Below are 23342 nucleotides of genomic sequence, written 5' to 3' on the forward strand. Positions count from 1 at the left end.
AGAACTTGCAGAAGATTCCTGGGGGTCGCCCCCAGACCCCTATGAAGCTTCAGGCCCAACAAGGAGAGCAGGGAACCCAGATGGCGGAGCTCACGATCCGGCCGGAGGAGATCCGGGACGCACTGGAGAACTTCGTCCAGTCGTACCAGCCGGACGCGGCCTCGCGCGAGGAGGTCGGAACGGTCAGCGTTGCCGGCGACGGCATCGCGAAGGTGGAGGGCCTGCCCTCCGCCATGGCGAACGAGCTGCTGAAGTTCGAGGACGGCACCCTCGGTCTCGCCCTCAACCTCGAGGAGCGCGAGATCGGTGCGATCGTCCTCGGCGAGTTCAGCGGTATCGAGGAGGGCCAGCCGGTGCAGCGCACCGGTGAGGTTCTCTCCGTAGGTGTCGGCGAGGGCTACCTCGGCCGCGTTGTCGACCCGCTCGGCAACCCGATCGACGGCCTCGGCGAGATCGCGACCGAGGGCCGCCGCGCCCTCGAGCTGCAGGCGCCGGGCGTCATGGTCCGCAAGTCGGTGCACGAGCCCATGCAGACCGGCTACAAGGCCGTCGACGCGATGGTGCCGATCGGCCGCGGCCAGCGTCAGCTGATCATCGGCGACCGTCAGACGGGTAAGACCGCTCTGGCCGTCGACACGATCATCAACCAGCGCGACAACTGGCGCTCCGGCGACGTGAACAAGCAGGTTCGCTGCATCTACGTCGCCATCGGCCAGAAGGGCTCGACCATCGCGTCCGTTCGCGGCGCCCTGGAAGAGGCCGGCGCGCTCGAGTACACGACGATCGTCGCCGCCCCGGCGTCCGACCCGGCCGGCTTCAAGTACCTGGCGCCGTACACCGGTTCCGCCATCGGCCAGCACTGGATGTACGCCGGCAAGCACGTCCTGATCATCTTCGACGACCTGTCGAAGCAGGCCGACGCCTACCGCGCCGTGTCGCTGCTGCTGCGCCGCCCGCCGGGCCGTGAGGCCTACCCGGGTGACGTGTTCTACCTGCACTCGCGTCTGCTGGAGCGCTGCGCCAAGCTGTCCGACGACATGGGCGCCGGTTCGATGACCGGTCTGCCGATCGTCGAGACCAAGGCGAACGACGTGTCGGCGTTCATCCCGACCAACGTCATCTCCATCACCGACGGCCAGTGCTTCCTGGAGTCCGACCTGTTCAACGCGGGCCAGCGCCCGGCGCTGAACGTCGGTATCTCGGTCTCCCGCGTCGGTGGCTCCGCCCAGCACAAGGCCATGAAGCAGGTTTCCGGCCGTCTGCGCGTGGACCTCGCCCAGTACCGCGAGCTGGAGGCGTTCGCCGCCTTCGGTTCCGACCTGGACGCCGCGTCGAAGAACTCGCTGGAGCGCGGCAAGCGCATGGTCGAGCTGCTCAAGCAGGGCCAGTACCAGCCGATGCCCGTCGAGGAGCAGGTCATCTCCGTCTGGGCCGGTACCACCGGCAAGATGGACGACGTCCCGGTCAACGACATCCGTCGCTTCGAGTCGGAGCTGCTGGAGCACCTGCGCCGCGAGCGCAAGGACCTCCTCACCTCCATCGCCGAGGGCGGCAAGATGTCGGACGACACCCTGACGTCGATCGCGGACGCCATCGCCGCCTTCAAGCAGCAGTTCGAGACCTCGGACGGCAAGCTCCTGGGCGAGGACGCGCCTGCCGTCAACGTCTCCAAGTGACGACGGAAGGGACCTGACTCATGGGAGCGCAGCTCCGGGTCTACAAGCGTCGCATCCGTGCCGTCACGGCGACCAAGAAGATCACCAAGGCGATGGAGATGATCGCCGCCTCGCGCATCGTCAAGGCGCAGCGCAAGGTGGCGGCATCGATGCCGTACGCGACCGAGCTCACCCGTGCGGTGACCGCGGTGGCGACCGGCTCGAACGCCAAGCACGCCCTGACCACCGAGGTCGAGACGCCGACCCGTGCCGCGATCCTGCTCATCACGAGCGACCGCGGTCTCGCCGGCGGCTACTCCTCGAACGCCATCAAGCAGGCGGAGCGGCTCTCCGAGCGGCTCCGTGCTGAGGGCAAGGAGGTCGACGCCTACATCGTCGGCCGCAAGGGTGTCGCCTACTACGGCTTCCGCGAGCGCAAGGTCGCGGAGTCGTGGACCGGCTTCACCGACAGCCCGGCTTACGCCGACGCCAAGCGCGTCGCGGCGCCCCTGATCGAGGCCATCCAGACGGACACGGCCGAGGGCGGCGTCGACGAGCTGCACATCGTCTACACGGAATTCGTGTCGATGATGACGCAGAACGCGGTGGACGGCCGGATGCTGCCCCTCAGCCTCGACCAGGCTGCGGAGGAGAACGGTACGAAGGGCGAGATCCTTCCGCTGTTCGACTTCGAGCCGTCGGCGGAGGACGTCCTCGACGCCCTGCTGCCGCGCTACGTCGAGAGCCGTATCTACAACGCACTGCTGCAGTCGGCCGCTTCCGAGCACGCCGCCCGCCGCCGCGCGATGAAGTCGGCGACCGACAACGCCGGGGATCTCATCAAGAGCCTCTCCCGGCTTGCCAACGCGGCCCGCCAGGCCGAAATCACCCAGGAAATCAGCGAGATCGTCGGTGGCGCCAGCGCCATGGCTGACGCGACCGCGGGGAGTGACAAGTAATGACGACCACTGTTGAGACGGCCGCCGCCACGGGCCGCGTCGCCCGGGTCATCGGCCCGGTCGTCGACGTGGAGTTCCCCGTCGACGCGATGCCCGAGATCTACAACGCCCTCAAGGTCCAGGTCGCAGACCCGGCCGAGAACGGCAAGCTCAAGACGCTGACCCTCGAAGTCGCCCAGCACCTGGGTGACGGCCTGGTCCGCACCATCTCGATGCAGCCGACCGACGGTCTGGTCCGCCAGGCCGCCGTGATCGACACCGGCGAGGGCATCACCGTCCCCGTCGGTGACTTCACCAAGGGCAAGGTGTTCAACACCCTCGGTGAGGTGCTCAACTACCCGGAGGCCAACTCCGAGGTGACCGAGCGCTGGCCGATCCACCGCAAGGCCCCCCGATTCGACGAGCTCGAGTCGAAGACCGAGATGTTCGAGACCGGCGTCAAGGTCATCGACCTCCTCACCCCGTACGTCAAGGGTGGAAAGATCGGTCTGTTCGGTGGTGCCGGTGTCGGCAAGACCGTTCTGATCCAGGAAATGATCTACCGCGTCGCCAACAACCACGACGGTGTGTCGGTGTTCGCGGGCGTCGGTGAGCGTACCCGTGAGGGCAACGACCTCATCGAAGAGATGGGCGAGTCGGGCGTCATCGACAAGACGGCCCTCGTCTTCGGCCAGATGGACGAGCCCCCGGGCACCCGTCTGCGCGTCGCGCTCGCCGGTCTGACCATGGCGGAGTACTTCCGCGATGTGCAGAAGCAGGACGTGCTCTTCTTCATCGACAACATCTTCCGTTACACCCAGGCCGGTTCCGAGGTGTCCACCCTGCTCGGCCGTATGCCGTCCGCGGTGGGTTACCAGCCGAACCTGGCTGACGAGATGGGTCTGCTGCAGGAGCGCATCACGTCGACCCGCGGTCACTCGATCACCTCGATGCAGGCGATCTACGTCCCCGCGGACGACCTGACCGACCCGGCGCCGGCCACCACCTTCGCCCACCTCGACGCGACGACGGTTCTTTCCCGTCCGATCTCCGAGAAGGGCATCTACCCGGCCGTGGACCCGCTGGACTCGACGTCCCGCATCCTCGACCCGCGGTACATCGCGGCGGACCACTACGCCTGCGCCATGCGTGTCAAGGGGATCCTGCAGAAGTACAAGGACCTCCAGGACATCATCGCGATCCTCGGTATCGACGAGCTGGGCGAAGAGGACAAGCTCGTTGTCCACCGTGCCCGTCGCGTCGAGCGCTTCCTGTCGCAGAACACGCACGTCGCCAAGCAGTTCACCGGCGTCGACGGTTCGGACGTTCCGCTGGAGGAGTCGATCACCGCGTTCAACGCGATCTGCGACGGTGACTACGACCACTTCCCCGAGCAGGCGTTCTTCATGTGCGGTGGCATTGAGGACCTCAAGGCCAACGCCAAGGAGCTGGGCGTCTCCTGAAGCCGCGCTCTTTCCTGAGCACAGCTGATTGACGGAGAGGGGCGGGTGTGTCCCGTCCCTCTCCCCACGCCCATTAGAATTTGACCCAACACCCGGCTGACCCGCCGGGTGGTGACCCGAGGAGCCACCTTGGCTGCTGAGCTGCACGTCGAGCTGGTCGCGGCGGACCGCAATGTCTGGTCCGGCGAGGCCACCCTTGTTGTCGCCCGCACCACGTCCGGCGACATCGGCGTCATGCCCGGTCACCAGCCGCTTCTCGGTGTGCTGGAATCGGGCCCGGTGACCATCCGCACCAGCGGGGGCGACACCGTCGTCGCCGCGGTGCACGGCGGATTCATCTCGTTCGCGGACAACAAGCTGTCCCTGCTGGCCGAGATCGCCGAGCTCGCGGACGAGATTGACGTCCAGCGGGCGGAGCGGGCACTGGAGCGCGCGAAGTCGGAGGCCGACAGGGCCGCCGAGGTTCGCGCCGATGTCCGGCTGCGCGCGGTGACGGGGCACTGAGCCCCGTACCGACGAGTTTGAAACCTCAGCCGCGGTTCGTTCTGGAATTTCCAGACCGGGTCGCGGCTGAGGCGATGCAGGTCCGTTTTTCGTGCGGTACTCGATGAGCGAGGAGGTCGGTGAAGATGCTCCTCGCTCTGCTTGTGAGCGGCCTGGTAGTAGCCCTGGTGGTGATCGGGCTGTTTGTCTTCGGGCTGCGCCGGAGACTGATCCAGCGGTCCGGCGGGACCTTCGACTGCAGCGTGCGCTGGGGTGTGTCGGAGGAGCCGGACATCTCCGGCAAGGGCTGGGTGTACGGCGTCGCCCGCTACGGTGGTGACCGGATCGAGTGGTTCCGCGTGTTCTCCTACTCCCCGCGCCCGCGCCGGCTGCTGGAGCGCTCCGCCATCGAGGTGCTCGCCCGCCGCGCCCCCGAGGGCGAGGAGGAGCTGGCCCTGCTCTCCGACGCCGTCGTGCTCGGCGCCCGCCACCGCGGGACCCGCCTGGAGCTCGCCATGAGCGACGACGCGCTGACCGGCTTCCTCGCCTGGCTGGAGGCGGCGCCGCCCGGGCAGCGAGTGAACGTGGCCTGACCTCCTTGTTCCCGAGGTGTCTCGGAGGTCCCGAGGTGTCTCGGACGGGAATGAAGCCGGGGAGACGGGGGCGGACCCGTCTCCCCGGCTTCGTCTGTCACCGGGCGCAGTCAGTGGGGGTTACTGGAGCCCGGTGTGGATCGCGTTCGCGAGCTCACCGTTCGTGGTGTCGCCGCTGAACTCCCAGAAGAAGGCTCCCTTGAGGCCCTGCTGCTTGGCCCAGGTCATCTTTCCGGCGATGGTGGCGGGGGTGTCGTAGCTCCACCAGTTGGTACCGCACTTGGCGTAGGCGGTGCCGGCGATGGTGCCGGTGGCCGGGCAGCTGCCCTTGAGGACCTTGTAGTCCTCGATGCCCTGCTCGTACGTGCCCTGCGCGGGCCCGGTGGCGGTGCCGCCGGGGGCCGCCTGGGTGACTCCGGTCCAGCCGCGGCCGTAGAAGCCGATGCCGAGGTTGAGCTTGGAGCCGGGTATGCCCTTGCCCTTGAGCTTGGTGATCGCCGCCTCGGAGTTGAAGCCCGCCTGCGGAATGCCCGCGTAGGAGGTGAGGGGGGAGTGCGGGGCCGTCGGGCCCTTGGCCTCCCACGCGCCGAAGAAGTCGTAGGTCATGACGTTGTAGAAGTCGACGTACTGGGCGGCGCCCGCGTAGTCGGCCGCGTCGAGCTTGCCGCCGTTGGAGCCGTCGGCGGAGATGGCGGCGGTGACCAGGTTGCCCGTGCCGAACTTGGCGCGCATGGCCTGCATCATGTTCTTCAGGGCGGCGGGGCCGCTGGTGTCGCAGGTCAGGCCGCAGGCGTTCGGGTACTCCCAGTCGAGGTCGATGCCGTCGAAGACGTCGGCCCAGCGCGGGTCCTCGACCAGGTCGTAGCAGGACTGGGCGAAGGCGGCCGGGCTGGCCGCGGCCTGGCCGAAGCCGCCGGACCAGGTCCAGCCGCCGAAGGACCACAGCACCTTGATGTTCGGGTACTGCTTCTTCAGCTTGCGCAGCTGGTTGAAGTTTCCGCGCAGCGGCTGGTCCCAGGTGTCGGCGACCCCGTCGACGCTCTGGTCGGCGGTGTAGGCCTTGTCGTAGTCGGCGTAGGCGTCACCGATGGTGCACTTGCCGCCCTGGACGTTGCCGAAGGCGTAGTTGATGTGGGTGATCTTCGCGGCGGAGCCGGAGGTGACCAGGTTCTTCACGTGGTAGTTGCGCCCGTAGACGCCCCACTCGGTGAAGTAGCCCAGCTTGACCTTGCCGCCCGGGTCCGGGGGCGGGATGGTGCCGCCCGGGGTGGTCACCGACAGCGCGCCGGAGGACGGGCCGGTCTGGTCGACGGTGTCGCGGGCGGTGACGGTGTAGCTGTAGGTCGTGCCCTTGGTCAGGCCGGTGTCGGAGTAGCTGGTGCCGGTGACCGTCGCGACCTTGGCGCCGCCGCGGTGGACGTCGTAGTTCTTGACGCCCTTGTCGTCGGTGGCCGCCGGCCAGCTGAGGGTCAGGGAGGTCTCGGTGACCTTGCTCGCGGTGGGGGTGCCGGGAGCGGAGGGCGGGTTGTCGCCGGGCTGGCCGGTGCCGTCGCAGGAGGCGCCGTTGACCTTGCAGCCGCCGGGGGCGCCGGGGCCGGAGCCGTTGAAACCGAAGCTGACGCTGGCGCCGGGGGAGAGGGTGCCGTTCCAGCCGACATTCTTCGCCGTCCAGTGGGTGCCCGAGTTGGTCACGGTGGCGTCCCAGGCAGAGGTCACCTGGGTGCCGGCCGGGTAGTCCCACTCCACGGTCCAGCTGCTGAGGGTGGTGGTGCCGGTGTTCTTCACCGTCCACTTGCCCTCGAAGCCGGAGCCCCAGTCGGAGACCTTGGTGTACGTCGCGGTCGCGGAGGTGGCGGCCTGGGCGGGGCCGGCCAGCGCGACGAGCCCGCTGACGGGCACGGCGATGGCGGCCAGGATCGCCGCCACTCGCGTGAAGAACCGGGTACGCCTGGTTCGGGGTGGGGATGCTGTGCTCAAGGGTGCTCCTCCGTAGGTCCGCCGCAGCCGTGGGGCCGACTGCGACATGGGGGTGGGACCTGCGCCGCCCGTGAGCACGCTTGTCATGGCACGCTCACCACAGTGTTGCGGTGAGCGTAGAAAGGTCTGGACCAACCGTCAAGAGGTCCAGACCGGTGCGGTGCGCCTCCGGCGGGGTCGGCGGGGAGCACCGGGCGAGCGTCCGCTGGCCAGCCCCGGCTCCGGCGTCGGGGCCAGGCCCCTGAGGCCCATACGTCCGGATCGGCGGTGTCGGCGGGGCCGGCCGTTCCCGCACGCCTGCGTGCCGGCTCCGGCGGCGGCCTGACCTGAGGCCCCGTACGGCCCGGACGCGGTTGTGTCGGCCGTTACCGCATGCTGCGGCCGAGGGCGCCGCCGGTAGGCGGGGAGGGGTTTTGGGCGCGGGTCAGAGCGCGAGCTCCCGGGCCAGTACGGCTGCCTGGGCCCGGCTGCGCAGTTCGAGTTTTCCGAGCAGCCGACTGACGTGCGTCTTCACCGTCGCCTCGGCCATCTCCAGGCGCACGGCGATCTCCCCGTTCGACAAGCCCTCGCCCAGAGCGCCCAGGACCTCCCGCTCCCGCCGGGTGAGGGAGGCCACCGCGTCGGCCGTCTCCGGAGGTACGGACGCCCGCTCCGCACGCGGCGCCGCGAACTCGGCGATCAGCCGCCGGGTCACCGCCGGGTCGATCAGGCCCTCCCCGCGCGCGACGGTCCGTACCGCCTCGATCAGATCCGCCGCCTCCGCGTTCTTCAGCAGGAAGCCCGCCGCCCCCGCCCGCAGGGCGCCGAACACGTACTCGTCGAGATCGAAGGTGGTCAGGACGAGGACGTCGGCCAGACCCTCCGCGACCACCTGGCGGGTCGCCGACACCCCGTCCAGCCTCGGCATCTGCACGTCCATGAGGACCAGATCCGGCCGAAGATCCCGGGCCAGGCGCACCGCCTCCTCCCCGTCCGCCGCCTCGCCCGCCACCTCGATGTCACCCGCGCTGCGCAGGATGAGCACCAGCCCGGCCCGCACCGCGCTCTGGTCCTCCGCCACCACCACCCGGATGGTCATGCCCTCACCGCTCCCTCGTCGGCGGGCAGCGTCGCCCGCACCTCCCACAGCGCACCGGCCCGGCCCGCCCTGAACTCCCCGCCCAGCAGCTCCGTCCGCTCCCGCATGCCGATCAGCCCCGCCCCCGAACCGGGCGCGCGGGGGCCCGGCCGGTCCCCGTACGGCGAGTCCACCGCCACCTCCAGCAGGCCGTCGGCGTGGGCCACGCGGACCGTGACGGTGCCCGGGACGGCGTGCTTGAGGGCGTTGGTCAGCGACTCCTGGACGATCCGGTACGCCGCCAGCTCCACGGGGGCGGGCACCGGCTTCCCGGGCGGCCGGCCGTCGTGGAGCACGAAGTCGAGTCCGCTCGCCCGGCCGTTGGCACGGGCCTGTTCGAGCAGGGTGTCCAGGCCGTCCAACGAGGGCATCGCGACCGCTTCTCGCCCCGCCCCCGCGTCCCGCAGCAGCCCGATCAGCCGCCGCATCTCCGCCAGCCCCTGGACGCTGTTCTCCCGGATCACCCCGAGCGCGTCGCGGCTGGTCTCCGCCGTGTCGATGGAGAGCGCGGCGGTGGAGTGGATGGCGATGGCGGAGAGGTGGTTGGCCACCATGTCGTGCAGTTCCCGCGCCATGCGGGCGCGCTCGGCGGCGACGGCCTGAGTGCGGTCCATCTCGGCCAGCAGCGCGGTCTGCTCGGCACGCAGCCGGGCGGCCACGGCGGCTTCGCGGTGGTTGCGCAGGGTCGCGCCGGTCAGAGCCGGCGCGAAACTGACGATGCCGGTGATCACGCCGATCAGCAGGGCCTGCGGGGTGCGCAGCCACGCCACCGAGGCGATGGTGACGGCGACGGTGATCAGGCCGGTGGTGACCGGGAGCCGCCGGGCCATGGAAGGCTTGCCGTAGACGACGGCGGCGTACATCAGGTCGGTGAAGATCAGGACGGTGGCGATGCTGCCCACCGTGAACTGGTCGGCGATCAGTCCGACGGTGCCGACGGCCAGGGTCACGTTCGGCGCCGAGCGGCGCAGCAGCTCCATCGCGCCGAGGACCACGAGGTGGACCAGGGCCGCCCAGGCGGGGAGGAAGGTCCGGTTGCCGGAGCTGTGGACGCCGAGCGACCACAGTGCCAGGCCCGCGAGCACGCTGACCACGGCCAGGAGGACGTCGTCGCGGTGGGGGCGCAGGTTCTTCGCGGTCACGGCCCCATCCAACAGGGTCTGCGGGCCGCTGACCTCGCCGCGGCGGCCGAGTCCCGGCCGCCGCCGGTACATCGAAGGATGCAGTCACAGGTCGTCACCGGCGACGACGAATCCGGCCTTCCCGCACGGAAGCCTGAGAAGGAAGCGGAAACCCGTCGACCCGAGCGGAACGGAGAGCCCTGTGATCGTCGCCCTGATCATCGCCTGTGAGGTCGGGTTCTGGGTACTGCTGGCCGGCGGACTGGCCCTGCGCTACCTCGCGAGGATGCCGAGGCTCGGGGCCGCGGTGCTGCTGTGCGAGCCGGTGCTGGAGCTGGTCCTGCTGATCGTCACCACCCTGGACCTGAAGAACGGGGCCGAGCCCTCCTGGAAGCACGGGCTCGCCGCGCTCTACATCGGGTACACCGTCGGCTTCGGCCACTACACGATCAAGTGGCTCGACGGCCATGCCGCCCACCGGTTCGCCGGCGGACCCAAGCCCGCGGGCGCCGGCTACGGCACGGCGCGCGCCCTGCACGAGTGGAAGCTGTGGCTGCGCACGCTGCTCGCGGTGGCGGTCGCGGTGGGGCTGCTGGAGGCCGCCGTCCGGTACGTCGGCGGTGCGGGGGACGTCAGCTCGCTGCGGTCGTGGCAGTACGGGGCGCTGCGAGTGCTCGGCATCCACGCGATCGTCGCGGCCGCGTACACCATCTGGCCGAAGAAGGCCCCGGCGGGCGCGGATCCCGAGCTCGCGCGGAGCAAGCCGTAGGCCGGGTCCGCCCCATGGTCCGCCGGTCCGCCGGTCCGCCGGTTCGCCGGTTCGCCGGTTCGCCGGTTCGCCGGTTCGCCGGTCTGGCGGTCCGGCGGTCCGGCGGGCCCTCCTAGCGCTCGCCGCCCGGCACCCACAGCACGTCCCCGACCTCCTTGTTGGCCGCACGGGCCAGGATGAAAAGGAGGTCGGAGAGGCGGTTGAGGTAGGTCGCCGTCAGCGGGTTCATGACCTCGCCGTGGACCTCCAGCGCCGCCCAGGTGGAGCGCTCGGCACGCCGGACCACCGTGCAGGCCTGGTGGAGCAGGGCCGCGCCGGGGGTGCCGCCGGGGAGGATGAAGCTGCGCAGCTTCTCCAGGTCCTCGTTGAAGGCGTCGCAGTCCGCCTCCAGCTTGTCCACGTAGAACTGCTCCACCCGCAGGGGCGGGTACTGCGGGTTCTCCACGACCGGGGTGCACAGGTCCGCGCCGACGTCGAAGAGGTCGTTCTGTACCCGGACCAGGACCTTCACGATCTCCGCCGGCAGACCGCCGAGCGCGATCGCCGTCCCGATGGCCGCGTTGGCCTCGTTGGCGTCGGCGTACGCGGAGATCCGCAGGTCCGTCTTGGCCGTACGGCTCATGTCGCCGAGGGCGGTTGTGCCCTTGTCGCCGGTGCGGGTGTAGATGCGCGTGAGGTTCACCATGCGGCCACAGTAGTTCGGGGCCGGCGGGGGGTGCGACACCAACTGCGGGCCTGCGCCGCACTGCTGGACCGTACCGGTGTGATGTCCGTCATCTGAGACGTGACGCGTGTTACTTCGCGGTCACACCACACCGCCCGGGCGCTAGTCTCCGCCGGAGAGACACGAGACAGGGCTGTCTTGAGAACGAGGGGTGTGCAGTGGCTGGGAAGCTCGCCGTCATCGGTGCCGGACTGATGGGTTCCGGGATCGCTCAGGTCTCCGCTCAGGCGGGTTGGGACGTCGTACTGCGCGATGTCACCGACGCCGCGCTGACCCGTGGCACGGACGGGATCAAGGCCTCGTACGACAAGTTCGTCTCCAAGGGCAAGCTGACGGCCGAGGACGCCGAGGCGGCGCTCGCGCGGATCACCCCGACCACCGACCTCGACGCGGTCGCGGACGCCGACATCGTCGTCGAGGCCGTCTTCGAGAAGCTTGAAGTCAAGCACGAGATCTTCCGTGCGCTCGACAAGCTCGTACGGGACGACGCGATCCTCGCCTCCAACACCTCCGCCATCCCGATCACCAAGATCGCGGCCGTGACGGAGCGTCCGGAGCGGGTCGTCGGAGCGCATTTCTTCTCGCCCGTCCCGATGATGCAGCTGTGCGAGCTCGTCCGCGGCTACAAGACGAGCGACGAAACCCTCGCCACCACCCGGGCCTTCGCCGAGTCCGTCGGCAAGACGTGCATCGTCGTCAACCGCGACGTGGCCGGCTTCGTGACGACGCGTCTGATCTCCGCACTGGTCGTCGAGGCCGCAAAACTGTACGAGTCGGGCGTGGCATCCGCCGAAGACATCGACATCGCGTGCAAGCTGGGCTTCGGCCACGCGATGGGACCGCTGGCCACGGCGGACCTCACGGGCGTCGACATCCTGCTGCACGCCACCAGCAACATCTACACCGAGTCGCAGGACGAGAAGTTCGCACCGCCGGAGCTGATGCGCCGGATGGTGGACGCCGGTGACATCGGCCGCAAGAGCGGACAGGGCTTCTACAAGCACTGAGGCCGGGACCGAGCGCCACCGTTCGAATGCCCATCACCCGTCGGGGTGATTTTGGTATCGGTTCGCTCACGGTCGGCAACTTCCCTGCCCGCGAGGCAGTCAGTTGCAGTGAGAGTTGCCGACCACGGACCAGTCGGACCACACGTACGTATGCGTACGCAGTACTGCCGGGAGTACACATGCACATCAGGGGCGACCACGCCGAACTCGCAGTCGGAGGTCGCCTCGACGTGCGCAGCGCGGCGGACGCCCGTACGGTCCTCCACACCGCCCTCGACGACGGACACGGTGACCTGGTGCTCGACCTCACCGGGCTCGACTCCTGGGACGCCACCGGCCTCGGCGTGATCATGGGCGCCCACCGGAGGGCCGGCCGGACCGGGCGGCGCCTCGTACTGCGCGGGGTGCCGCCGCAGATGCAGCGCCTGCTCGTCGCCACCCGGCTGCACCGCATCCTCGCGATCGAGGGCGGCCTTGAGGCGGAGTCCCTGCCCCGGGTGTGAATGTCGTGTTCCGGTTTCCTGCAAAAACGTAACGGTCCGGTGGTGATGACACCCCCGCGGTACCGGCGAGACCGGTCACCGTCTAGGGTTCGGGCGGAAACCGGACCAGTAGCGGCAGCAGGAGTGTGCGAAGGCCGGGTGGTACTACGGCGAGGCGCACGGCCCGCGATCGGGGGACTTGGTCATGGACCGCATACAGGGGCAGCCCGCACCGCAGGAGCGGCCCGCGGGCCCTCCGGCCGTGCCCGCTGGGCCCGGCGGGCCCTCGGGGCCGGCGCGCGTCGTCACCCTGACGGCCGGTGACTTCACCCTCACCGTCAACCCCGTCGACGGCAGCGAGATCGAGCCGCTTCGCCCCGGCACGGCCGGCGGCCGCCCTCCCAAGCGCGACGCCGCCGCCCGCAGCGCCCGGGACGCCGCCGCACGGCCGCCCGTACTCCCGGGTCATCCCGTACGCGTCCGGCCACTGCCGACGCGCGAGGAGGAACGGGAACGGCTCGTACGACTGCTGGGCCGAGGCCGGTCCGTACGGCTGACCGGGCCCGCCGGATCGGGCCGCACCACCCTCCTCGACGCGGTCGCCGCCCAGTGTGCCGATCTCGCGCCCGACGGCGTCGTACGGCTCTCCGGGCGCGGCCACCAGCAGCCCGCCGAACTGCTCCACACGCTCTACGCCGCCGTGTACGAGGCCCCCCTGGAGCGGCCCGACCGGATCACGCTCCTCTCCCGCGTACGGGACATCGGCGCCGTCGTCCTCCTCGACGACCTGGAGATGGGCGGATCCGCCCTCGACGAACTGCTGCGCGCCACCCCCGAATGCGCCTACCTGCTGGCCGCGCGCCCCGATGCCCGGGCCCCCTCCGACGACGCGCACCTGGAAGAGGTCTCCCTCGGCGGACTCGGCAAGGCCGACTGCCTCGAACTGCTGGAGGCGGGCGTCGGACGGCCGCTGACGGACGCGGAGACCGCCTGGGCGGAGGACCTGCGGTTCGCCTCCGAAGGGCTGCCGCTGCGCTTCGTACAGGCCGCCGCACTGCTGCGCCGGCGGGACGAACTCAACCGCGCCGCCGAGGACGACGACGAGGAAGAGCCCGGCGTCTTCCAGGAGCGCCCCCGCGACACCCCCGAAGTCCCCCTGCCCACCCTGGCGGAGGGCGCGGCCCCGGCCGGGCTGCTGGCCTCGCGGCTCAGTGAATCGGGGCGGGCCGCCCTGCGGATCGCGTGCGCGCTGGGCGGGGAGATGCCGCACCACTCGCACCTGCCCGCGCTGGTGGGGGAGACCCATGCGGACGTGGCCGTGGCGGAACTGCTCGACTGCGGGCTGCTGACGCCGGTCGGGACGCGGTACCGGCTCGCCGGGGGAGTCGCGCGACAGCTGGAGGAGGCCGGGTACGGGGAGACGGCCGCGGAGGAGGCCCGTACGGCCGCCCGGCACTACGCCTGGTGGACCGGGCACTCCTCGGTGACCCCGGAGCGGGTCGCGGCGGAGGCGGACGCGGTGCTCGCGGCCCTGGCCGGCGCGGACGTGGTCGCGGCGGTGCTGCTGGCACGGACCGCCGCTCCGGCGTTCGCGGCCTCGCTGCGCTGGGAGGCGTGGGAGCGGGTGCTGCGCTCGGGCGCCGAGGCCGCGCGGAAGGCGGGGGAGGTCGCGGAGCAGGCGTACTTCCACCACGAGCTGGGCGTGCTCGCGCTGTGCGAGGGACGGCTGGACCGGGCCCGGGCCGAGCTGGAGGCGTCGATCGGGCTGCGGGGCGCGCTGGCGGACAAGCGGGGCACCGTGGCCGGGCGGCGGGCGCTGGCGCTGGTCTCGGACCGTGAGGCCGAGGCGGCGGGGGCGGCGGCGTCGCCGCCGCTGCGGCTGGAGCCGCCGGTCGCAGCGGCGGCGGCGGCCTTGCCGGGTGCCGCGCCCGGCCCGGTGGCGCTGTCGGCGGGTTCGCCGGCGGGTCCGGCGGCAGGTTCGGAGGCCGTGACGAGGGTGACGCCGGTTGTCCAGGCGGGACCGGTGGCGTCCGAGGCGGTGACACGGGTGACTCCCGTGACCCCGGCAGAGCCGGTGAAGCCGGTGACCCCCGTGACCCCGGCGAAGCCCGTGACTCCCGTGAAGCCGGTGGCGGCGGTGACGCCTGTGGCTCCTGTGAGGCCGGTCGTGGACGTGGTCCGCCGTCCCGACTCCCCGACGACGCTGTCCGAGGTGTTCGAGGACGCCTTCCCGGTCGAGCCGAAGCCCGCGCCGGCGGCAGTGGCCCCTGCGGCCCCTCAGCCGTCGCGCAGGCCCAGCCGCCGCCCGGTGCTGCTGGCCGCGGCCGGTGCGCTGGCGGTGGTGGCACTGGGCACGGTGGTCAGCCTGGCGATGGGCTCCTCGGAGACACCGCCGACACCGTCGCCGTCGTCGCCGTCCACATCGCCGTCGAACGGGCCGACGGGGTCCTCGACCGCGCCGGTCGTGGCTCCGCCGGTGGTGCCGGACACGAGCGGGAACGACCCCGCTCCGGATCCCGCCACGTCGGCCCCGGCAACGGACCCCGGCACCCCCGGGCAGAACACCGCCCCGACCCCTGGCCGGACCCCGGCACCCCCGTCCCGCACACCGTCCCGCACCCCGTCGTCCCCGAAGCCCCCGGTGACGCCGACACAGTCGTCCACTCCGCCCACGTCGCCGTCCCCGGAGCCCTCGCCGTCGGCGTCCGTATCCCCGGCGCCCACGGACGCTTCCGGGCCCACCGGTACCACGGTGCCCACGGGTACGGCGCCGGGCGGAGAGTAGGGCAGGGCCGCCCGCAAGGGACCGCCGGCAGAGGGTGCGAAGTGCGGTGGTGGTGGCCGCCACCCCTCGCGCGGCGCATCCCGGCCGCCCTCACACCCGGCCGCCCCGACCCGCGAACCCGCCCGCCCTCCGAGGGGCTCGCCAGGGGGGAGGACCTGGGGGGGAGGGTCAGAACAGGCGGAGCTTGTCGTCCTCGATGCCGCGCATGGCGTTGTAGTCCAGGACGACGCAGTCCATCCCGCGGTCCGTGGCCAGCACCTTCGCCTGCGGCTTGATCTCCTGGGCCGCGAACACGCCCCGGACCGGCGCGAGGTGCGGGTCGCGGTTCAGGAGTTCCAGGTAGCGGGTCAGCTGCTCGACGCCGTCGATCTCGCCGCGGCGCTTGATCTCCACGGCCACCGTCACGCCGGACGCGTCCCGGCACAGGATGTCCACCGGGCCGATCGCCGTCATGTACTCGCGCCGGATCAGCGTGTAGCCCTCGCCCAGCGTTTCGATGCGGTCCGCGAGGAGTTCCTGGAGGTGCGCCTCCACGCCGTCCTTGATGAGCCCGGGGTCGATGCCCAGCTCGTGGGAGGAGTCGTGCAGGACTTCCTCCATCGTGATGATGAGCTTCTCGCCCGCCTTGTTGACGACCGTCCAGACGCCGGCTTCGTCACCGCTCCCCTCCTTGAGGGTGCACGGCGGCGACATCCAGTTGAGCGGTTTGTACGCCCGGTCGTCGGCATGGATCGAGACACTTCCGTCGGCCTTTACGAGGATCAGACGGGGTGCCGAGGGCAGATGGGCGGTGAGCCGGCCCGCGTAGTCGACGGAGCAGCGGGCAATGACGAGACGCATGGTCGGCAACGCTACTCGACCGACCGGCCTCCACGCGATTCGCCCGTGAAAGCCCCGTTCGCCGATGGCGCGTTGTATGCGCATTCTCCTGGTGCGGCATCCAAGGGGCGCCTACCGTGGTGAGCGGGAGGTTGCCGAGCGTGCACGCTGCGTCGCGGCCTCCTTCCCTGCCCGTAAGACTCCGGCTACCCAAACAGCCGGAGTCGCGAGAGGAGAACCCATGTCGCTCGACGTCTCACCGGCCCTACTCGAACAGGCCGAGCGAGGCGAGGTCGATGAAGCCGCTTTCGTCGACTGCGTCCGGACCTCCCTGCCCTATGCGTGGGAGATGATCAGCTCACTGGTGGCCCAGCTGAAGGTGGACGGCGGACAGTTCGCCGACAACCAGACGCCGCCGCCCGACGAGCAGGCGCGTGGGCAGTTGCTGCGCGCTCTCGCGAGTGACGCGATACGTGGTGCGCTGCAGCGGCACTTCGGAGTGCGCCTGGCATTCCAGAACTGTCACCGAGTGGCGGTCTTCCCGCTGGACTCCTCGGTGGACGACCGGCTGGCCAAGTTCACTTCGATCCGTGGCCAGCTGCTCAACCAGTCACCGGAAATGCGGGACTGCTAAGAGGACTGCTGAGACGACCGGTACTTCGCTGCCGCTCCGTTTCCGGAGCGGCAGCCAGGTCTCAGCCGAGGCGGGGCAGGACTTCGGCGCCGAGGCGTCGTAGGTTCTCCTCCGTCGCGGCGAGATCGCCGGAGCCTTCCGTCAGGAGGGCGAAGCGCGTGATCCCCGTGCGCTCCGACGTGGCCGCCAGCCGGTCCGCCGCCAGCCGCGGGCTGCCCACCGGGTGCAGTTCGCACAGCAGCTCCGTGTACGCGACGGGATCCCGCATCGCGCGCACGCGGCCGTCCACCGTCACATGTGCGTCCAGACCCTGCTTCAGCCATCCCGGCATCGACTTCAACAGGGCCTCGCGGGCGTCAGCCGCGCGGTCGGCCAGCTGGCACACGCCGGCGGACACATGGCCCACGGCCCTCACGTGCTCCCGCGAATGGCCCGCCGCCAGCGCCGTGCGGCTCCACAGGCCGACCATCGCCGCCTTGTCCTCGTCCCCGCAGTGCATGCCCAGCAGCATCGGCAGCCCCCGCTCCGCTGCCAGCCGTACCGACGTCGGCGAGGTGCAGGCGACGATCACCTCCGGGCCCGCTCCGTCCCCGTCCAGGGCCTCCGAAGGCCTCGGTACGACCGCCACCTCGCGGAAGTCGTACCGCTCGCCGGCGGTCCCCACCCTCGGTTCCGTCAGCCAGCGCCGCAGCAGGTCCAGGGCCTCCGGGAAGCCGTTCTCGTACGCCTCCAGGCCGCCACCGAACACCTCCAGGTCGACCCACGGCCCGCCGCGGCCCACCCCGAGCGTGAAGCGGCCGCCCGAGGTCAGGTGCAGCAGCGCCGCCTGTTCCCCGAGGGCCACCGGGTGCGTGTTCGGCAGCACGCTCACCGCCGTGCCCACCCGTAGCCGCCGGGTCCGGCCCAGCAGCAGGGCGGCCAGGGTCACCGCCGACGGGCAGACCCCGTACGGGACGAAGTGGTGCTCGGCGAGCCAGACCGAGTCCAGCCCGGCCTCCTCGGCCACCTCGGCGGTCCGCACCGCCCGGTGCAGTGCCTCGCCCTGTCCCTGACCCGGGAACTGGGCCGCCAGTACAAACGCTCCTACGCGCATCGCCTTAGCCTCCTCGCGGCTGACGCGGCCTCCCCCAGGTGGACCGGCTTCCTGATGCATAACGTGTTACCGGCAACAACGTCTGACACGTGCCAAAGGCACGGGCTGACAGGAAAGTTATTGGGATTGTCGGGCCAGTCCTCGCAAGGCCTTCCACCTCTCTCGGCCACCCTGCGGGTACCCGGCCTCGCTGCGCGTAGTCTGGGAGAAAGTCACTGCCGTCCGCCCCTCCGTGAGGTATACGTGTCACCGCGCCACAACCGCCCCAGGGGCGGCGGGAATCCAGCCGATCGTGCGGACCCGGGCTCCGGCTCCGCGCATCTGGACCGGTACGGGCTGGAACGCACCGAGGAGTACCAGGGCGAGGAGTGGAAGGTCCGGCACGTCGCGGGCGCGAGCGCCGCGGGCAAGCGCTACCGCTGCCCCGGCTGCGACCAGGAGATCCCCTCCGGCACTCCGCACCTGGTGGCCTGGCCGGAGTACGGCGGCGTGGAAGACCGGCGGCACTGGCACAAGGCCTGCTGGAACGCGAAGGACCGCCGCACCTCGAAGGTGCAGCGGTCCAGGAACGCGCCGAAGTACTAGGCCTCGGCGAAGTGGGGTGCGTCCGTCACACGTCCCGGCGTCCGACCACCGTGTACGAGGCCGCGACCGCGGCTCCCGTCACCACCAGGATCAGCAGCATGTGGCTCCAGTCGCTGGGCGGATCCGCCCCCGGGGAGCCGCCGTCCGGCATGCCGAACAACTGCATCAGCGCCACCGGCGCGTTGTGCGCCAGGACCCCGCGTCCGAGGGGCGCGGCGGCCTCCCAGACGCTGAGCATCGCCCCTATCACCGGCGGCAGCGTCACGAGGCCCAGCATCACGGCGATCGCCCCGGCCGAGTGCCGCACCAGCGCCCCGACGGCGAGGGCGAGCACCCCGAGCAGGGTGACGTAGAAGCTGCCGGCCAGTCCGCCCAGCCATTCGCCGTCCGCATGCGGCCCTGCGGCCGGGCCGTTGTGCACGATCGCGGCTGCCAGTGCGACCACGGCGACCGAGCCGGCGGTGGCGACGAAGGCGGTGATGCCGAAGACGAGGTACTTCGCGGTGAGCACCCGGTGCCGGTCGGGGGCGGCGGTGAAGGTCGTGCGGACCAGCCCGGTGCCGTGCTCCGAGGTGATCGTCAGGACGCCCAGCACCATCACCGCGAGCTGCCCGATCAGCAGGCCGAAGAGCGCGGGCGTGGTGAACGGCATGTCCGCGTAGTCCCCGTCCCGGGTCTGCGCCACGAAGAGCAGCCCGATGCCGACCACGGTCACCACGAGGGCGCCCAGCGTCCACAGCGTGGAGCGCACCGAGACCAGCTTCGTCCACTCCGAGGCCAGCGCGTGTCCCAGGTGCGGCCGTGGTGTGGGCAGCGTCGAGGAGTAGTTCCGCGGCTGGTCCCCGGGCGGGGTGGCGGGCGAGGTCGGGCCGGTGCGCGTGGGGCCGGTCATCGGGGGTCCTCGGGATCGTTCTTGGCGGCTCCGGCGAGCTCGCCGGGTTCACTGGGCATCAGGAAGGGCTGCTGCCCGCCCGCCCCGGGCGGCGGAGGCGCGTAGAAGCCCGTCCGCGGGACCTCCGGGGCCGCGGCCTCGTCCTCCCACTTCGGGACGGTCAGCGGCGGCGGCTCCCACAGCTCGGCCCGCGGGTCCTCGGTGGAGGTGTACTCGACGGAGGACTGGGTCATCCGCATGTACGCCTCCTCCAGCGAGGCCCGGTGCGGTGACAGCTCCCACAGCCGTACGCCCGCCTCGTGCGCGAGATCCGAGATGCGGGGAAGCTCCAGGCCGGTCACGCGCAGTGCTCCTCCGGGCTCCTGGAGCACCCGGCCGCCCGCCTTGGTGAGGACCGCGCCCAGCGTGTCCCAGCCATCCGGATCGGTGTCGGCCGCGCGCACCCGTGCGAATCCGGCCGAGTTGTGGGTGATGAACTCCTGGGTGCCCATGTCGGCCAGCAGCCGTCCCCGGCCGATCACGATCAGGTGGTCGGCGGTCAGCGCCATCTCGCTCATGAGGTGCGAGGAGACCAGGACGGTGCGGCCCTCGGCGGCGAGCTGCCGCATGAGATTGCGGACCCAGCGGATGCCTTCGGGGTCGAGCCCGTTGACCGGCTCGTCGAACAGCAGCACCTGCGGGTCGCCGAGCAGGGCGGTGGCGATGCCGAGCCGCTGGCCCATGCCGAGGGAGAAGCCCTTCGTCCGCTGCCGGGCGACGTCCTGGAGGCCGACCACGGCCAGCACCTCGTCCACCCGCTTCTCCGGGATCCCGGAGAGCTGGGCGACGGAGAGCAGGTGCGTGCGCGCCCGGCGGCCGCCGTGCACGGCCTTGGCGTCGAGCAGGGCGCCGACGTGCCGCTGGGCGTTCGGCAGCTCGCGGAAGGGGAGGCCGTTGATCGTGACGTGCCCCGAGGTGGGCCGGTCGAGGCCGAGGATCATGCGCATGGTGGTGGATTTCCCGGAGCCGTTGGGCCCCAGGAATCCGGTCACGTGACCCGGCTTGACCTGGAAGGACAGCTGGTCGACGGCGGTCTTGGCGCCGTAGCGCTTGGTCAGGCCGACTGCCTCGATCATCTTGCTGCCCCTTACCAGGCCGGGACGACTTTCGCCCGCGTAAGGGTTAAGAGGATATCGAGTCTCCTGTGGTTCCGTCCCGGGCCGGATCCCTGAGCTGCCCCTGAGTCCGACCCGGGGATCACCCGTAGTACCTCAGAGGTCGGTCACAGGACGGAGGCCGGAGCGTGCCCGGCCCGTCACGCGTCGCGCTTCTTCAGCACGACGTAGCCACCGAGTACGGCGGCCAGCACCCACAGGACCATCAGCCCGAGGCCGCCCCAGGGACCGTAGGGGGTTTCGGCACTGCCCATGGCGTCCGGCACGACCTGCATGATCTTGGATCCCGCCTGGTCGGGCAGGTACTGGCCGTACTTGCGGGTCGCTTCGAATCCGCTGAGGAGGTTCGAGACGATCAGGAAGAACGGGATCAGGATGCTGATCGCGGCGACCGAGCTGCGCAGCATGGAAGCTACGCCCATGGAGAACAGGGCGAGGAGCGCCATGTAGAGGCCGGCGCCGAGCACCGCGCGCAGGACGTTCTCCTCGCCGATGCCGATGCCGTGATCCCCCAGGATCGCCTGGCCGAGGAAGAAGGACACGAAGCTGGTCAGCAGTCCGACCAGCAGGGCCAGTGTCGTGGCCACGGTGAGCTTGCCCAACAGGAAGCTCGCGCGTCCGGGTACGGCGGCCAGTGAGGTGCGGATCATGCCCGAGCTGTACTCGGTGCTGACCACCAGCACCCCGAAGACGATCATCGACAGCTGGCCGAAGGTCATCCCGCCGAAGCTCACCAGGGTGGGGTCGAAGGTGGCCCGTTCGATGGCGCTCATGTCATCGATGGCCGAGTTGATCGCGGCGCAGAAAGCGGCACCGAACCCGACGGTCGCGATCAGGGCGATGGCGAGGGTCCAGCTGGTCGAGGCGACCGTACGGATCTTGGTCCACTCGGACTTGAGGATGGCGGGGAAGGCCGACATGGTCACTCACCGCCCTTGCGCGTCGCCTCGTAGCCGGCGCCCCACGCGGGGACGTCGGCCGGCCGGGCCGGGTTGTCGGCGGCCATGCCGGGGACGACCGGGGCGCCGGGTGCGCCCGGGATGACCGGCCCGCCGGGGAGACCGGCGCCCGGCGCGTGGGCGTGGTACTCGACGGAGTCCGCCGTCATGCGCATGAACGCTTCTTCCAGTGAAGCCCGTTGCGGGCTGAGTTCGTGCAGGACGATCTGGTGCTCGGCGGCGAGCTCGCCGAGCCGCTCCGGGCTCACGCCGTCGATCTCCAGTGCGCCCGTGGCCGGGACGGGGATGGCGTCGATCCCGGCCTCGTGCAGGACGTCCTTGAGCCGTTCCTGCTGAGGCGAGCGCAGCCGGACGTAACTGCGGGAGTTCTGGTGGATGAAATCGGCCATGGACAGATCGGCCAGCAGCCTTCCCTGGCCGATGACGACCAAATGGTCGGCGGTCAGGGCCATTTCACTCATCAGATGAGAGGAGACGAAGATCGTTCTTCCCTCTGCCGCCAGGCCCTTCATAAGATTGCGGATCCAGAGAATTCCCTCCGGGTCCAGACCATTGACGGGTTCGTCGAACATCAGGATCTCCGGATCACCGAGCAGGGCGGAGGCGATTCCCAGCCGCTGCCCCATGCCGAGCGAAAATCCTTTCGACTTCTTCTTCGCCACGGCCGTCAGGCCGACCAGGTCCAGCACCTCCGCGACCCGGCTCTCCGGGATCCGGTTCGACTGGGCAAGGCAGAGAAGGTTGTTGTAGGCGCTGCGGCCGCCGTGCATGGCTTTCGCGTCCAGCAGCGCACCGATGTACTTCAAGGGCTCCGGCAGGTCCCGGTAGTGCTTCCCGTCGATCCGGACCGTACCGCTGGTCGGATTGTCGAGGTCGAGCATCATGCGCATGGTCGTGGACTTCCCGGCCCCGTTGGGGCCGAGGAAGCCGGTCACCACCCCCGGTCTGACCTGGAAGCTGAGGTGGTCCACGGCGGTCTTCGCGCCGAATCGTTTGGTAAGGCCCTCAAGCTCGATCATGCGGCCACGCTAGAACGCCCGAGGGCCTTGTGCCACCTCTTCGAGGTGGCACAAGGCCCTCGGGCACGCTGTTTCGCTACCGGCTGGTTCCCCGTGGGGACTTCAGCGGGTGCTCAACGGCTCTGCTGCGCCGGGACGCCGCGGGTGACCGGCTCGTCGTCGATCGGGGAGCCGGCGGCCGCGACAGCCGCACCGGTCAGCGTCGCGAGCATCTCGCGGACGTTGGTGAGCTGAGCGTTGATGGAGTCGCGGCGGTTGGTGAGCGCCGCGAGCTCGCGCTCGGACTCGCTGCGGATCCGGTCGGCCTTGGCGTTGGCGTCGGCCACGATGTCCTCGGCCTGACGCTGCGCGGTCTCCACGGTCTGGCGGGCGCGGCGCTCCGCGTCCGTACGCAGCTTCTCTGCCTCCAGGCGCAGCTGCTCCGCGCGGTGCTCGATCTCCGCGAGGCGCTTCTCGGCCTTGGCCTGACGCGAGGCGAGGTCGCGCTCGGACTGCTCGCGGCGCTTGGCGAGGTTGGTCTCGAAGTCCGCGGCGGCCTGGGCGGCCTTGGCGCGGGTCTCCTCGAACAGCGCGTCGGCCTCCTCGCGCTTGGAGGCCGCGTCCTTCTGGGCCTCGGCGCGCAGGGTGGCGGCGTCGCCCTTGGCCTTCTCGACGATGCGGATGCCCTCGTCGTCCGCCTTCGACTTGCGGTCGGCGGCGAACGACTCGGCGTCGTTGCGGACCTGCTGGGCAGCCGACTCGGCCAGCTCGCGGTGCTGGTCGGCCGCGCGACGGGCCTCCTCACGAAGGTCCTTCGCCTCCTCCTCCGCGAGGCGCAGGATCTTCTCGACCCGGGCGCCGAGGCCGGCGTACGACGGCTCGGCGTCGTTCACCTGGGCCTGGGCGTTCTGCGTCTCGAGGTGCAGCTCCTCGATCCGCTTTTCCAGAGAGTTGATACGTCCAAGGGCGCTGTCGCGGTCGGAGACCAGCTTGGTAATGCGGTCGTCCACCTGACCGCGGTCGTAACCACGCCGCACGAGCTCGAAGCCGAAGGGGGAGGAAGTGTCGCTCATGGGGTTCCTGTCGAATGAGAC

The 23342-nt window shown here is 70.6% G+C and carries 22 protein-coding genes; 11 read left to right on the top strand and 11 right to left on the bottom strand.

Features of this window, described 5'->3' with window-relative positions; genetic code table 11:
* Positions 1-80: 80 nt before the first annotated feature.
* From atpA to ABZX75_RS15310, 5 genes are all read left to right on the top strand, one after another.
* Positions 81-1676 carry a F0F1 ATP synthase subunit alpha gene (atpA, locus tag ABZX75_RS15290; protein WP_355410650.1) on the top strand — a complete coding sequence of 532 codons (1596 nt, stop codon included), beginning with the start codon at positions 81-83 and terminating at the stop codon, positions 1674-1676.
* A gap of 20 nt (positions 1677-1696) precedes the next feature.
* On the top strand, positions 1697-2614 hold the full coding sequence (locus ABZX75_RS15295; RefSeq protein WP_355410651.1) for a F0F1 ATP synthase subunit gamma: 918 nt from the start codon (positions 1697-1699) through the stop codon (positions 2612-2614).
* Positions 2614-4056, top strand: a complete 1443-nt coding sequence (gene atpD, locus ABZX75_RS15300; protein WP_355410652.1) for a F0F1 ATP synthase subunit beta — start codon at positions 2614-2616, stop codon at positions 4054-4056. Before ABZX75_RS15295 ends, atpD begins: the two co-directional genes overlap by 1 nt.
* 129 nt (positions 4057-4185) lie before the next feature.
* Complete coding sequence (locus tag ABZX75_RS15305; protein ID WP_355410653.1) at positions 4186-4560, top strand: F0F1 ATP synthase subunit epsilon; 375 nt, start codon at positions 4186-4188, stop codon at positions 4558-4560.
* A gap of 125 nt (positions 4561-4685) precedes the next feature.
* Positions 4686-5132 (top strand): DUF2550 domain-containing protein, encoded by a 447-nt coding sequence (locus tag ABZX75_RS15310; protein WP_355410654.1) that lies wholly within the window; start codon positions 4686-4688, stop codon positions 5130-5132.
* Positions 5133-5252: 120 nt separating this feature from the next.
* On the opposite strand, the gene ABZX75_RS15315 is transcribed toward ABZX75_RS15310, so the two are convergent.
* From ABZX75_RS15315 to ABZX75_RS15325, 3 genes are all read right to left on the bottom strand, one after another.
* Entirely contained in the window at positions 5253-7157 is a 1905-nt protein-coding gene (locus ABZX75_RS15315) for a glycoside hydrolase family 18 chitinase (protein WP_355410791.1), read from the bottom strand.
* 376 nt (positions 7158-7533) lie between these two features.
* Positions 7534-8187, bottom strand: a complete 654-nt coding sequence (locus tag ABZX75_RS15320) for a response regulator transcription factor (RefSeq protein ID WP_355410655.1) — start codon at positions 8185-8187, stop codon at positions 7534-7536.
* Complete coding sequence (locus ABZX75_RS15325) at positions 8184-9380, bottom strand: histidine kinase (protein WP_355410792.1); 1197 nt, start codon at positions 9378-9380, stop codon at positions 8184-8186. Before ABZX75_RS15325 ends, ABZX75_RS15320 begins: the two co-directional genes overlap by 4 nt.
* A gap of 169 nt (positions 9381-9549) precedes the next feature.
* Here ABZX75_RS15325 and ABZX75_RS15330 point away from each other — a divergent pair, with 169 nt between their 5' ends.
* Positions 9550-10116 (top strand): hypothetical protein, encoded by a 567-nt coding sequence (locus ABZX75_RS15330; RefSeq protein ID WP_355410656.1) that lies wholly within the window; start codon positions 9550-9552, stop codon positions 10114-10116.
* Between the two features lie 112 nt (positions 10117-10228).
* Here ABZX75_RS15330 and ABZX75_RS15335 read toward each other — a convergent pair whose 3' ends face one another.
* On the bottom strand, positions 10229-10801 hold the full coding sequence (locus tag ABZX75_RS15335; RefSeq protein ID WP_355410657.1) for a cob(I)yrinic acid a,c-diamide adenosyltransferase: 573 nt from the start codon (positions 10799-10801) through the stop codon (positions 10229-10231).
* Between the two features lie 197 nt (positions 10802-10998).
* Between ABZX75_RS15335 and ABZX75_RS15340 the strand changes: the two genes are divergently transcribed.
* From ABZX75_RS15340 to ABZX75_RS15350, 3 genes are all read left to right on the top strand, one after another.
* The gene (locus ABZX75_RS15340; protein ID WP_355410658.1) at positions 10999-11847 is read left to right on the top strand and encodes a 3-hydroxyacyl-CoA dehydrogenase family protein; all 849 of its coding nucleotides are present in this window, start codon (positions 10999-11001) and stop codon (positions 11845-11847) included.
* 179 nt (positions 11848-12026) lie between these two features.
* Complete coding sequence (locus ABZX75_RS15345) at positions 12027-12350, top strand: STAS domain-containing protein (RefSeq protein ID WP_355410659.1); 324 nt, start codon at positions 12027-12029, stop codon at positions 12348-12350.
* Positions 12351-12534: 184 nt separating this feature from the next.
* On the top strand, positions 12535-15114 hold the full coding sequence (locus ABZX75_RS15350; protein ID WP_355410660.1) for an ATP-binding protein: 2580 nt from the start codon (positions 12535-12537) through the stop codon (positions 15112-15114).
* A gap of 168 nt (positions 15115-15282) precedes the next feature.
* On the opposite strand, the gene nucS is transcribed toward ABZX75_RS15350, so the two are convergent.
* Positions 15283-15954 carry an endonuclease NucS gene (gene nucS, locus ABZX75_RS15355; protein ID WP_355410661.1) on the bottom strand — a complete coding sequence of 224 codons (672 nt, stop codon included), beginning with the start codon at positions 15952-15954 and terminating at the stop codon, positions 15283-15285.
* A gap of 220 nt (positions 15955-16174) precedes the next feature.
* Here nucS and ABZX75_RS15360 point away from each other — a divergent pair, with 220 nt between their 5' ends.
* Positions 16175-16567, top strand: coding sequence for an SCO5389 family protein (locus ABZX75_RS15360; protein WP_243336246.1), 393 nt, complete (start codon positions 16175-16177; stop codon positions 16565-16567).
* Between the two features lie 61 nt (positions 16568-16628).
* On the opposite strand, the gene ABZX75_RS15365 is transcribed toward ABZX75_RS15360, so the two are convergent.
* Positions 16629-17660, bottom strand: coding sequence for an LLM class flavin-dependent oxidoreductase (locus ABZX75_RS15365; protein ID WP_355410662.1), 1032 nt, complete (start codon positions 17658-17660; stop codon positions 16629-16631).
* Between the two features lie 243 nt (positions 17661-17903).
* Between ABZX75_RS15365 and ABZX75_RS15370 the strand changes: the two genes are divergently transcribed.
* The gene (locus tag ABZX75_RS15370; protein WP_355410663.1) at positions 17904-18245 is read left to right on the top strand and encodes an ATP/GTP-binding protein; all 342 of its coding nucleotides are present in this window, start codon (positions 17904-17906) and stop codon (positions 18243-18245) included.
* A 25-nt stretch (positions 18246-18270) separates the two neighbouring features.
* Here the strand turns inward: ABZX75_RS15370 and ABZX75_RS15375 are convergent, their stop codons facing one another.
* From ABZX75_RS15375 to ABZX75_RS15395, 5 genes are all read right to left on the bottom strand, one after another.
* Entirely contained in the window at positions 18271-19137 is an 867-nt protein-coding gene (locus ABZX75_RS15375; protein WP_355410664.1) for an ABC transporter permease, read from the bottom strand.
* Entirely contained in the window at positions 19134-20252 is a 1119-nt protein-coding gene (locus ABZX75_RS15380) for an ABC transporter ATP-binding protein (RefSeq protein WP_355410665.1), read from the bottom strand. Before ABZX75_RS15380 ends, ABZX75_RS15375 begins: the two co-directional genes overlap by 4 nt.
* A 179-nt stretch (positions 20253-20431) precedes the next feature.
* A complete protein-coding gene (locus ABZX75_RS15385) occupies positions 20432-21211 on the bottom strand; it encodes an ABC transporter permease subunit (protein ID WP_355410666.1) in 780 nt (259 codons plus the stop codon).
* Between the two features lie 2 nt (positions 21212-21213).
* A complete protein-coding gene (locus ABZX75_RS15390; protein WP_355410667.1) occupies positions 21214-22269 on the bottom strand; it encodes an ABC transporter ATP-binding protein in 1056 nt (351 codons plus the stop codon).
* Between the two features lie 113 nt (positions 22270-22382).
* Complete coding sequence (locus ABZX75_RS15395) at positions 22383-23321, bottom strand: cellulose-binding protein (RefSeq protein WP_355410668.1); 939 nt, start codon at positions 23319-23321, stop codon at positions 22383-22385.
* Between the last annotated feature and the right edge of the window lie 21 nt (positions 23322-23342).

The sequence above is a fragment of the Streptomyces sp. NPDC003038 genome, from assembly GCF_040611115.1.
In the GTDB taxonomy this organism is placed as follows: Bacteria; Actinomycetota; Actinomycetes; order Streptomycetales; family Streptomycetaceae; genus Streptomyces.